This window comes from Mesorhizobium sp. M7A.F.Ca.AU.001.01.1.1 (assembly GCF_004022735.1).
Taxonomy (GTDB): Bacteria; Pseudomonadota; Alphaproteobacteria; order Rhizobiales; family Rhizobiaceae; genus Mesorhizobium; species Mesorhizobium ciceri.
On the sequence record NZ_RZPF01000116.1, the window covers coordinates 1 to 11,628 of the forward strand.

General features: G+C 63.2%; 12 protein-coding genes. 9 read left to right on the forward strand and 3 right to left on the reverse strand.

Annotated elements, in window-relative coordinates; all coding sequences use genetic code 11:
* Positions 1 to 724 (reverse strand): site-specific DNA-methyltransferase (locus EN884_RS09875; RefSeq protein ID WP_164894961.1); only part of this gene is annotated, 724 nt, incomplete at its 3' end.
* Positions 725 to 899: 175 nt separating this feature from the next.
* Between EN884_RS09875 and EN884_RS09880 the strand changes: the two genes are divergently transcribed.
* Positions 900 to 1,586: an HAD family phosphatase gene (locus tag EN884_RS09880; protein ID WP_013532759.1), complete on the forward strand. Its 687-nt coding sequence runs from the start codon at positions 900 to 902 to the stop codon at positions 1,584 to 1,586.
* A 42-nt stretch (positions 1,587 to 1,628) separates the two neighbouring features.
* On the opposite strand, the gene EN884_RS09885 is transcribed toward EN884_RS09880, so the two are convergent.
* Entirely contained in the window at positions 1,629 to 2,360 is a 732-nt protein-coding gene (locus EN884_RS09885) for a hypothetical protein (RefSeq protein WP_013532760.1), read from the reverse strand.
* Between EN884_RS09885 and EN884_RS40100 the strand changes: the two genes are divergently transcribed.
* Genes EN884_RS40100 through EN884_RS09905 form a run of 5 tightly spaced genes read left to right on the forward strand, consistent with a single transcriptional unit; the run spans position 2,359 to position 8,697 of the window.
* Positions 2,359 to 2,487 carry a hypothetical protein gene (locus EN884_RS40100; RefSeq protein WP_263499029.1) on the forward strand — a complete coding sequence of 43 codons (129 nt, stop codon included), beginning with the start codon at positions 2,359 to 2,361 and terminating at the stop codon, positions 2,485 to 2,487. The two genes, EN884_RS09885 and EN884_RS40100, sit on opposite strands and share 2 nt — an antisense overlap.
* A 1-nt stretch (position 2,488) precedes the next feature.
* The gene (gene thrC / locus EN884_RS09890) at positions 2,489 to 3,886 is read left to right on the forward strand and encodes a threonine synthase (RefSeq protein WP_013532761.1); all 1,398 of its coding nucleotides are present in this window, start codon (positions 2,489 to 2,491) and stop codon (positions 3,884 to 3,886) included.
* A 14-nt stretch (positions 3,887 to 3,900) separates the two neighbouring features.
* A complete protein-coding gene (locus EN884_RS09895; RefSeq protein WP_013532762.1) occupies positions 3,901 to 5,193 on the forward strand; it encodes a pitrilysin family protein in 1,293 nt (430 codons plus the stop codon).
* A gap of 15 nt (positions 5,194 to 5,208) precedes the next feature.
* Positions 5,209 to 5,805, forward strand: coding sequence for a GNAT family protein (locus EN884_RS09900; RefSeq protein WP_013532763.1), 597 nt, complete (start codon positions 5,209 to 5,211; stop codon positions 5,803 to 5,805).
* A 3-nt stretch (positions 5,806 to 5,808) separates the two neighbouring features.
* The gene (locus tag EN884_RS09905) at positions 5,809 to 8,697 is read left to right on the forward strand and encodes an EAL domain-containing protein (RefSeq protein ID WP_063167686.1); all 2,889 of its coding nucleotides are present in this window, start codon (positions 5,809 to 5,811) and stop codon (positions 8,695 to 8,697) included.
* Positions 8,698 to 8,702: 5 nt separating this feature from the next.
* On the opposite strand, the gene EN884_RS09910 is transcribed toward EN884_RS09905, so the two are convergent.
* Positions 8,703 to 9,311 (reverse strand): YqgE/AlgH family protein, encoded by a 609-nt coding sequence (locus EN884_RS09910; RefSeq protein WP_013532765.1) that lies wholly within the window; start codon positions 9,309 to 9,311, stop codon positions 8,703 to 8,705.
* Positions 9,312 to 9,481: 170 nt separating this feature from the next.
* Here EN884_RS09910 and EN884_RS09915 point away from each other — a divergent pair, with 170 nt between their 5' ends.
* From EN884_RS09915 to EN884_RS09925, 3 genes are all read left to right on the forward strand, one after another.
* Positions 9,482 to 10,288, forward strand: coding sequence for a protein-disulfide reductase DsbD domain-containing protein (locus tag EN884_RS09915; protein ID WP_063167685.1), 807 nt, complete (start codon positions 9,482 to 9,484; stop codon positions 10,286 to 10,288).
* 84 nt (positions 10,289 to 10,372) lie between these two features.
* Complete coding sequence (locus tag EN884_RS09920; RefSeq protein ID WP_027164142.1) at positions 10,373 to 10,855, forward strand: peroxiredoxin; 483 nt, start codon at positions 10,373 to 10,375, stop codon at positions 10,853 to 10,855.
* Between the two features lie 72 nt (positions 10,856 to 10,927).
* Positions 10,928 to 11,404: a DUF2938 domain-containing protein gene (locus EN884_RS09925; protein WP_013532768.1), complete on the forward strand. Its 477-nt coding sequence runs from the start codon at positions 10,928 to 10,930 to the stop codon at positions 11,402 to 11,404.
* Positions 11,405 to 11,628: the final 224 nt, after the last annotated feature.

The window sequence follows — 11,628 nt, forward strand, 5'->3', positions numbered from 1 at the left end:
TGGCCACCGCGCCGGTGGTGCCGGAGCCGAAGAACGGATCGAGCACGATGTCGCCCGGTTTGGTCGAGGCCATCATGATGCGGGCAAGCAGCGCTTCCGGCTTCTGCGTCGGGTGCAGCTTGTCGCCATTGTCGTTCTTCAGCCGCTCGCCGCCGGTGCAGATCGGAAACAGCCAGTCGGAGCGCATCTGGATATCGTCGTTGGACGCCTTCATGGCTTCGTAGTTGAAGGTGTAACCCTTGCCCTTCTGGTCGCGCGTGGCCCAGATCATCGTCTCATGCGCGTTCTGGAAGCGGCGGCCGCGGAAATTCGGCATTGGGTTGGTCTTGCGCCAGACGACGTCGTTTAGGATCCAGAAGCCGAGATCCTGCATCTTGGCGCCGACACGGAAGATGTTGTGATAGGAGCCGATGACCCAGATGGTGCCGTTGGGCTTCAGCACCCGGCGCGCCGCCAGCAGCCAGGCACGCGTGAAAGCATCATAGGCCTCGAAACTCTCGAACTGGTCCCAATCGTCGTCAACGGCGTCGACCTTCGACTGATCAGGGCGGTGCAGGTCGCCGTCGAGCTGCAGATTGTAGGGCGGATCGGCGAAGATGACGTCGATCGATTTTTCGGGCAGCCGGTCTAGCGCGGCGACGCAGTCGCCCTTGAGGATCGTGTCCAGCCATTCGGATTGCTGGGGAGCGTGGGAAAGCTCGTCGAGAAGACGCACGGCAGACATTCTGACACCCAAGGCACGCGTTACTGTTTACTCCTGGTTATGGTTACCGATCAGCGTAAATATTCCGTGAAGGCAAGGGACTGGTGTGGCGAATTTGCGAAGGCGGCCCTGTTGGTGTATGCCGCGCCGCCTGAGCCTTCCGAGGCCACTTCGCCCTCCCATTGTCCGGATCACCATGCCCCAGCCAGACCTTGTCATCTTCGATTGCGACGGCGTGCTCGTCGATTCCGAGATCATCGCCGCCCGCGTCGACGCCGAGCTTTTGACCTTGGCCGGATACGAGATATCGGCTGAGGAGATTTCGGAGAGCTATGCCGGCCTGACCTTCAAGGACATCATGCTGCGGGTCGAGGAAAAGTCCCGCATTCCCTTCCAAGCCTCTCTGATCGACAGGGAGGAACAATTGGTCGACCGCAAACTGCGCAGTGACGTCCGCGCCATCGATGGCGCGCGCGAGGCCGTTGCCGCGGTAACCGTGCCGCGCTGCGTCTGCTCGAATTCACGCTCCGAGAGGATCGAATTCATGCTGGAAAAGGTGCATCTTCTGCCGTTTTTCACCGACCGGATTTTTTCGGCGATGGAAACACCGACCGCGAAAACGAAACCGGCGCCGGACGTGTTCCTGTTCGCGGCGGAGAAACTCAACGCCAACCCGGCGAACACTTTCGTCATCGAGGATTCCGTGCACGGCGTCCACGGCGCAAGGGCGGCGGGCATGCGGGTGATCGGCTTCACCGGCGCGGGACACAGTTATCCCGGCCATGCCGACGCGCTCACCGAGGCCGGCGCCGAAACGGTGATCCGCCGCTGGGCAGAGTTGAAAAGCGTGATCGCCGCGCTGTCGGAGTGGTCGGACGCCTGAGAAGCGTGCGCCGCGACGCACGCCTCATGCAACTGCCGAGACCTAGTTCGTCGCGGCAGCCCTCTTGCGGCGGGTCTTCTTCGACTTGTTGGCCGTTGCCTGATGCGCGGTTTCGTCATAGCCGGCAAAGGCCTGATAATCCTGGGCCGTCGGCTCGGGCACGACGACATTGGAATCGGTGAAGACGAACTGCGTGGCAACGGAAGGATCGGTGACCTGGACCTGATACTGGTGGAGCTGCGAATAGAGGACCTGGGTGCCGTGCATCACCGCCGTTCGGATCGGCATGGTGATCGTGCCTGGAGAAAACTTCGGTCCGGGGACAATCTTGCCGGCGACCGCAATCTTCATCGCCAACTGGCCGTTGGCACGGCTGCAGTCGCGTGTCACGTCGCTGACCGACGCCTGGTAGATGATATTGGCCGAATCGTCGGGCGGCGTTGCAGCAGCGGCGTCAGCCTCGGCCTGGGCCGCGGCATCCTGCGCGGCATCGCCGGTCTTCTTGATCCTGGGCTTGGGCTTCTGAGCTTCCCTGGAATAGGTGTTGAAGAAGGCCGTGCCGTCGCGCACGGTCACCCTGGGACAATAGGCCTGCAACTGGCTGGCCAGGATCTTGGGATCCTGCGGCGGCGGTGGCGCCGTCGGGTCCTCCTTCTTGCCGATGCCGAGGTTCAGGATGCCATTGTCGCCCGATTGGCAGCCGGCGGCGGCAAGCATAAAGCCGGTGAGCGCAAGACCCGCCAAAAAGCGACCACTGAATGTACGAAACGCCATGAAACTGCACTTCCCTCTCGCAAAGCTGGTGACGTATATCAACCGCGCGGCAAAAATGCGACTGAGCCAGTGCAGAATTAACCACCTTGCGGTGGACGGAAAAAGCCAGGCAGTAACGGAATTGTGACATGCACTATGTGAGTACCCGCGGGGAAGCCCCCGTTCTTGGATTTTCCGACGCCGTGCTGGCTGGGCTGGCGCGCGACGGCGGGCTCTACGTGCCGCGCGAGTGGCCACAGTTTTCCGCCGCCGAGATCCGCGCCATGCGCGACCTTGCCTATCCCGACCTTGCCATCCGCGTGCTGTCGCCGTTCCTTGGCGGCGAAATCCCGGCGCCCGTCTTCGAGCGGCTGGTCCGCGAAGCCTATGCCACCTTCCGCCACGAGGCTGTCTGCCCGCTGGTGCAGACCGGCCCCAACACCTTCGTCCTGGAACTCTTCCACGGGCCGACGCTCGCCTTCAAGGACGTGGCGATGCAGCTTCTGGCCCGGCTGATGGACCATGTGCTTGCCGAACGCGACCAGCACGCCACCATCGTCGGCGCCACCTCGGGCGATACCGGCGGGGCTGCCATCGATGCCTTTGCCGGTCGCAGCCGGACCGACATCTTCATCCTTTTCCCGCATGGCCGCGTCTCGCCGGTGCAGCAGCGGCAAATGACGACGTCGACGGCTGCAAATGTCCATGCGCTGGCGATCGAAGGCAATTTCGACGATTGCCAGGGCCTGCTCAAGGACATGTTCAACGATCACGGCTTTCGCGACCGGGTGGCGCTTTCGGGCGTCAATTCGATCAATTGGGCCCGCATCATGGCCCAGATCGTCTATTATTTCTCCTCGGCGCTGTCGCTCGGCGCGCCGGACAGGCCGGTTTCCTTCACCGTGCCGACCGGCAATTTCGGCGATATCTTTGCCGGCTATGCCGCCAAGAAGATGGGCTTGCCGATCGATCGGCTGGTCATTGCCACCAATGACAACGACATCCTGGCGCGCACTTTTTCGACCGGCGAATACCGCACCAAGGGCGTCTTTGCGACCACGTCGCCGTCGATGGATATCCAGGTGTCGTCGAATTTCGAACGCTTGCTGTTCGAGGCCTCCGGCCGTGACGCCGCGACCGTGCGGCGCTACATGGACGGCCTGAAGCAGTCCGGTGCTTTCACCATCGAACCCCACCAAATCGCCGGGATGCGGTCCGAATTCGACGCCGGCCGCGCTGATATGGACGAGGTCGCCGCCACCATCCGCTCGACGCTCGCGACCAGCAACTATCTGCTCGATCCGCACACTGCGGCAGCCGTGCATGTCGCCGCAGGCAAGGCGTCAGGCGCCGTGCCGATGGTGGTGCTGGGTACAGCACACCCGGCAAAATTCCCGGCCGCCGTCGAAGCCGCCAGCGGCGTGTCGCCCGCACTGCCCGCATGGCTAGGTGGGTTGATGACATCGGAGGAAAAATACACGGTACTTCCATCCGACCTGAAAATGGTGGAAGATTACGTCGGCCGCCGCGCGCGGGCGGCGCGTTAGGGAGTAGTAGCCATATGGGTGTTGAGGTAAGCCGTCTGTCGAACGGCCTGACAGTCGCCACCGAAACCCTTCAAAGCATCGAATCGGTTGCCCTTGGTGCCTGGGTGAAGTCGGGTGCCCGCAATGAACGTGACGACGAGCATGGCATGGCCCATCTGCTCGAGCACATGGCGTTCAAGGGCACGAAAAGGCGGAGCGCCTTCGAAATCGCCTCGGAGATCGAGGACGTCGGCGGCGAAATCAACGCCGCCACCAGCGTCGAGACCACCTCCTACTATGCCAGGGTGCTCTCCGACGACGTGCCGCTAGCCGTCGACATTCTTGCCGACATCCTGCAGGAGTCCGAATTCGACCCGCAGGAACTCGAACGCGAACAGCATGTGATCCTGCAGGAGATCGGCGCCGCGCACGACACGCCCGACGACATCGTCTTCGACCGTTTCACGGAAACCGCCTATCGCCATCAGACGATTGGGCGCTCCATTCTCGGCACGCCCGAAACGGTCAAGTCCTTCACCTCGAAACAACTTCACGACTTCATAGAGCGGCAATATGGCGCCGAGCGCATGGTGATTGTCGCCGCCGGCGACATCAAGCATGACAATTTCGTGCGCGAGGTCGAAAAGCAGCTCGGCGGCTTCCGCAGCAAGGCCGACAGCACCATCCCGCAATATGCGCAATATGTCGGCGGCGATTTTCGCGAGGACCGCGACCTGATGGACGCGCAGATCGTGCTGGGGTTCGAAGGCCGGGCCTATCATGTGCGCGACTTCTACGCCTCGCAGGTGCTGTCGATGATCCTCGGCGGCGGCATGTCGTCGCGCCTGTTCCAGGAGGTCCGCGAGAAGCGCGGCCTGTGTTACTCGGTCTATGCCTTCCATTGGGGCTTTTCCGACACCGGCGTCTTCGGCGTCCATGCAGCGACCGGCCAGAGCGACATCGCCGAACTGGTGCCTGTCATCATCGACGAACTGCAGAAGGCCGGTGAGAAGATCCTGCAGGAAGAACTCGACCGGGCGCGCGCCCAATATCGCGCCGGACTGATCATGTCAGCCGAAAGCCCGGCCAGCCGCGCTTCGCAGATCGCACGGCAACTGCTTCTGTTCGGCCGGCCGATCGCCAAGGAGGAACTGATGGAACGGCTGTCGGCGCTGACGATCGAGCGGCTGACCGATCTATCGTCGCGTTTGTTCTCGACCAAGCCGACGCTTACCGCTGTCGGGCCTGTGGGCACACTGGCGCCCTACGAGGCGATTCTCGAATCGCTCGCGGGCACGCAGACCGCGGCCCGCAAGCTCGCCGTCTAAGCCCCTCAAAGCGCCATGTTCGCGCTCCCTTTCTTTCGCCGTGACCTGCCGGCACTGAAAGGCGACCGTGTCACGCTGCGCGTGCCGTTCACCAACGACTATCGCGAGTGGGCGGCGGTGCGCGGGGAAAGCCGCGCTTTCCTCGAACCATGGGAGCCACGCTGGACTCCCGATGAACTCGACCGCAACGCATGGCGGCTGCGCATCAGCCGCTACCGCGAGGATTATGCTCAGGGAACCGCTATCGCCTTCTTTATCTTCGAGAGGAGCAGCGGCAAGCTTGCCGGCGGCATCACGCTCGGCAACATACGCCATGGCGTCTCGCAAAGCGGCCATGTCGGCTACTGGATCGGCGAGCGCTTCGGCGGCCGCGGCCTGATGACCGACGCGGTCAAGGTGGTGACCCGCTTCGCCTTCGATACGCTGAGGTTGCACCGGATCGAAGCGGCCTGTATTCCCGACAATATCAGGTCGATCCGCGTGCTTGAAAAAGCCGGATTTCGGCGCGAAGGACTGCTGCGATCCTATCTCAGGATCAACGGCATCTGGCAGGACCACTACCTCTACGCCCGGATCGCGGACGATCCGCCGGGCGTTGGAACGAAGGACTGATTTTTGACGAAATTCCTGCGCAACGGGCCGCTGTTCGCCATTGTCCTCGCGATACTCCTGACGCTGTGGGCGGCATCGTCGGCCTTCGCCGTCGAGCCGATCAAGATCGCCCGCGACGACGTCGCGCTCGACCTTTCCGGCGCCGTCGAGATCTACCGCAACCAGGGCGAGAATTTCCAGGTGTCGACCGCGCCGGGTCCGGACGGCATCGTGCGGCGCATCGAGGTCGAGGCCAATGATGCCCGTTCGACCGGCGACTGGGCTGTCTTCGCGCTCGCCAACACCACCGACCAGCAGCTCGACCGGCTGATCGTCGCACCGCATTTCCGCCTGGTGAATTCCGGCATCTTCTGGCCGGATCTGGGCTCGACCCGCATCGCTGCCATCACGCCCAGCGAAGGCTTCGCGCTCGACCGCCAGACCAGTCCCGACGCCGACGTTTTCCGGGTGACGCTGAACCCCGGCACGGTGATCACCTTCATCGCCGAACTGGCCTCGCCGAAGCTGCCGCAGGTCTACCTCTGGGATCCCGAATCCTACAAGGACTCGGTCAATTCCTACACGCTGTTTCGCGGCATCGTCATCGGCATTGCGGGCCTGCTGGCGCTGTTCCTGACCATCCTTTTCGTGGTCAAGGGGACCTCGATGTTCCCCGCGACCGCCGCGCTTGCCTGGGCGGTACTGGCCTATATCTGCGTCGATTTCGGCTTCCTCAACAAGGTCATCGAGATCTCGCCCGGCAATGAGCAGATGTGGCGGGCGGGAACGGAGGTGGCGCTGGCGGGAACCTTCGTGGTGTTCCTGTTCGCCTATCTCAACCTCAACCGATGGCACGGCCATTTCAGTTATGGCGCACTGGTCTGGATCCTCGGGCTGGTGCTGATCGCCGGCGTTGCGATCGTCGATCCCGCGGTCGCCGCCGGCATCGCCAGGCTGTCCTTCGCCGCCACCGCACTGACGGGGCTTGGCCTGATCATCTTCCTCGGGATTCGTGGTTATGATCGTGCGATCATGCTGGTGCCCAGTTGGGTCATGGTGCTGTTGTGGCTGTGCGGGTCGTGGATGGCGATCACCGGCATGCTCGACAACGACATCGCCCAGCCGGCCCTGGGCGGCGGGCTGATCCTGATCATCCTGCTGATCGGCTTCACCGTCATGCAGCATGCCTTTGCCGGCGGCGCGCTGCATCAGGGCCTGTTCTCCGACCTGGAGCGGCAGGCGCTTGCCGTGGCCGGATCGGGCGACACGGTGTGGGACTGGGACGTGCTGCGCGACCGCGTCGTCACCAAGCCCGATGTCAGCATCCAACTCGGGCTGGCGCCGAACAGCCTCGGCGGTGCGGCGCGTAACTGGCTGCCGGTGCTGCATGCCGACGACCGCGACACGTTCCGCACGACGCTCGACGTCGTGCTCGAGCACCGGCGCGGCCGGGTGTCGCAGAACTTCCGCCTGCGCGGCGCTGACGGCCACTATCACTGGTTCTCGCTGCGTGCGCGCCCGGTCATCGGATCCGACGGCGAAGTCATCCGCTGCGTTGGCACCATGGTCGACGTGACGGAGCAGAAAAAGTCCGAGGAAAGGCTGCTGCACGATGCCGTGCACGACAACCTGACCGGCCTGCCGAACCGCGAACTTTTGATGAACCGGCTGGAAGCGATCATCTCGATCGCGCGCACCGAAGAGAAGGTGCGCCCGACCGTCTTCGTCATCGACATCGACCGTTTCAAGCAGGTCAACGACGGGCTCGGCATCTCGGCCGGCGACACCATCCTCTTGACCATCGCGCGCCGCCTGCACCGGCTGCTCAAGCCGAAGGACTCGCTGTCGCGCTTTGCCGGCGACCAGTTCGCGCTGATGCTGTTGTCCGAACAGGACCCGGCCCGCATCGCCGCCGTGGCGGATGCCATCAAGCATGCCATCAACAATCCGATCACCTTTGCCAAGCGCGAGATCGTGCTGACCGCCTCGATCGGATTGATCACCTGGAATTCGCCACAGATGTCGGCCGAGGACATGGTCAAGGATGCCGAGCTTGCCATGCATCAGGCCAAGCGCTTCGGCGGCGACAGAATCGAGCCGTTCCGTCCGGCTTTCCGCACTGTCGGCACCGACAGGCTGCAGTTCGAATCCGACCTGCGCCGCGCCATCGAGCGGCGCGAATTCACCCTTGCCTACCAGCCGATCGTCCGGCTCGAGGACGGCAGCGTCGCCGGCTTCGAGGCGCTGCTGCGCTGGGACCACCCGCGCCGCGGCATGATCCCGCCGGCGGATTTCATCCCGGTCGCCGAAAGCTGCGGCCTGATCGTGCAGCTCGGCCTGTTTGCCATGCAGCAGGCGGCGGAAGACCTCGCCAGCTGGCAAAAGCAGATCGGCGACGCGCCGCTGTCGGTCTCGGTGAATTTGTCCAGCCGCCAGTTGATCCGCCGCGACCTGGTCAGCGACGTCCGCTCGGTCATCGCTCGGGCCAACCTGAAGCCGCGCTGCTTCCGGCTCGAACTCACCGAATCGCTTGTCATGGACAATCCCGAGCAGACCGCCCATGTGCTGACCAAGCTGAAGCAGCTCGGCATCGGCCTGTCGCTGGACGATTTCGGCACCGGCTATTCGTCATTGGCCTATCTGACGCGTTTCCCCTTCGACACCATCAAGATCGACAAGAGCTTCGTCGACGACAACACGCCCAAGCGCGCGGTGCTGCTGAAATCGATGGTCAACATGGCGCATGAACTCGGCCTGTCCGTCGTCGCCGAGGGCATTTCGGACGAGAGCGACGCGCTGGAACTGCGCCAGATGGGCTGCGAATATGTCCAGAGCTTCATGTTCGGCGCGCCGATGCCGGGCGACCAGGTGCTGAAGACGCTGAAAGAGCAGTATCCGCTGACGCAAGCGTAAACGGATCAGGCGTGTCCGGCAGCGAGGCTGAGATGCGCAAGGTCGATACCGATCGAGGCGAGGATCCGGTCGTATTTGCGCTCGATATCGGTGTCGAACAGAAGCTCGGCACTGGCCGGACAGGTCAGCCAGCCATTTTCTGCGATCTCGGTCTCCAATTGGCCCGCGCCCCAGCCGGAATAGCCGAGCGCCATCAGCGCATGACGAGGCCCGCGGCCGGACGATATGGCGCGCAATATGTCGACGGTCGCCGTCAGGCAGATGTCGTCGGAAACGGTCAGCGATGATTCCACCCGATAGTCGCCCGAATGCAGGACGAAGCCCCGGCTGCGATCCACGGGGCCGCCATTGCGCACGACGAAATCGCGGGCCTGAGCCGGCAAGCGGATTGCCTCCTGCTCGTTCATGATGCCCAGTTGCACGAGCAAGTCCGGAAACAGCATCTGCTGCGTCTGGTTGATGATCAGGCCCATGGCGCCTTCATCGGAATGGGCGCAGACATAGATGACCGAGCGCGTGAAACGGTCGTCCTTCATGCCGGGCATGGCAATCAGGAACTGATCGTCGAGAAAGCCGCGACTGGCGACCGTCTTCTTGTGGCGCAACAAGTCCATGAAGGGAGCGTAACGCGTTTCCAAAGCGCCGAAAAGATGCGCCGTGCTGGATTCGACCAAAGCCTGTGGCGGCGGCTCGAACATTCTTCTCCCTCGAAGTCACGCAAATATGATACCGGCAAGGCCATGAAATCATTGCGCGGCCACGAACGGACGATCAAATCACCGCCATGCGAAGCTTGAAAATCCTGCTGCTCGGCGCCGGCATCGGATCGGCCACCGCTCTTCCCGCCGCCGCCTCTTCGTCGGCGTGGTACAACAGCGAAGGCGGCAAGGTCCGGCTGGTTACATCAGGCAAAGCCGACGATGCCGGCCGCATACAGGGCGTTCTCGACATAGCGCTCAAGCCCGGCTGGAAGACATATTGGCGCGATCCGGGAGACGCGGGCGTGCCGCCGCAACTCGACATTTCGGCCAGCACCAACGTCGCCGACGCCGCTCTGTCGTTTCCGGCGCCGCAGCGCCATGACGACGGCTATGGCAAATGGGCGGGCTACAACTATCCGGTCTCTCTGCCGGTGACATTCACGCTGGCGACGCCGAACCAGCCGGCGGTGATCGATGCCGACATCTTTCTCGGCATCTGCGAAACGATCTGCATTCCGGTGCAGACGCGGCTGACCGTCGACCCCGCCTCCGATCCGGACAATGCCGAGGACGCGGCGCTGGTGAAGGCGAGTTTTACGGCACTGCCTGCGCCCGCGAGGTCCGATTTCGGCATCAATGTGCTGCCGGGCGACCATGAGACGCTGATTGTCGAGGCGAGCTTTCCCGGCGATCCGGCGGCGGCGGATTTCTTCGTTGCCGGCGAGCAGGACTACATGTTCGGCACCCCGGCCCGCAGCGAAAAGGACGGCAAGCTGATTTTCACCGTGCCGATCCTCGACCGCCCCTCGACGACGCCGACTGATGGCGGGCTTCACTATACGCTGACGAGTGCGGCGGGCGCTGTCGAAGGGGTTCTGCCTTTCCCTTGATCCAGCCCATCGCAACGGTTGCAGGAAGCCGTTGGGTTCGCTACGCAAAGACACGTCCTTCCCCATTTCCCAAGCGAGGAATCCATGACCATTTCCGTTGGCGACAAGCTGCCTGACGTGACCTTCAAGACGATGACCGACGACGGCGCCAAGCCGATCACCGGGGCCGAGATATTCCCGGGCAAAAAGGTCGTTCTGTTTGGAGTTCCCGGCGCCTTCACGCCGACCTGCAGCAACAACCACTTGCCCGGCTATCTCGAGAACCATGACGCCATCCTGGCGCGCGGCGTCGACACCATCGCCGTCGTCTCGGTCAATGACGTCCATGTCATGGGCGCCTGGGCGCGCTTCACCGGCGGCGAGGGCAAGATCCTGTTCCTGGCCGACGGCAGTGGCGATTTCGCCAAGGCAGTGGGCCTCGACAATGACCTTTCCGCCAGCGGCATGGGGCTGCGTTCGAAACGATTTTCGATGATCGTCGACGACGGCAAGGTCACCGCGCTCAATGTCGAGACCAAGCCCGGTGTCGACGAGTCCGGCGCGGCCCATATTCTGGGACAGCTCTGAACTTCAGTGCGCCTTCGGCCGCAACGGCGATGGCGCTTGTGGTTCATGGCTTGCTTTGGGGGGATCCTAGCGATGTTTGACATCTTCTGGCGCGCTATCGCGATCGGCGTCGGCGCCACCGTGCTGATGGATCTCTGGGCCATCTTCCTGCACAAGGCGTTCGGCCAGCCACGGCCGAACTGGGGGCCGGTCGGCCGCTGGGTCTGGCATCTCCGTGACAAGGTCTTTCACGACGATATCGGCGATACAGCACCATACGCGCATGAAAAGGCGCTGGGTTGGGCCTTTCACTATTTTGTCGGCATCATCTACGGCATCATCCTGGTGGTGCTGGCCGGAGCGGGCTGGCTTGCCGCGCCGACATTTCTGCCGGCCTTCATCCTCGGCATTGTCACCGTCGGCGCCGGCTGGTTCCTGCTGGCACCCGGCATGGGCGCCGGCTGGGCCGCCTCGAAGCGGCCCAACCCGATGCGGATCCGGGCGCTGAACCTGGTGTCGCATACGGTGTTCGCACTTGGGCTTTGGGGCACGGCGCTGCTGATACGATAAGCGCTTACGGCTGTGTCGGCCTGTCGATCGGCTGCCAGCCGTAGACAACGGAATGCGCGCCGATATCGTAGTAGTTGCCGCCGCCCGCTGGCTGATCTGCTTCTTCGTACCCGAGCCGCGCCGCTCCTGAAATTCAATAGCTCTGGGTCGAGCGCCGCACCTTCGCGATTGCCGGCGCAGCAGGCTTTGGCGCTGCTGCAGGCTTGAACGGGCCTTTCTTGAAC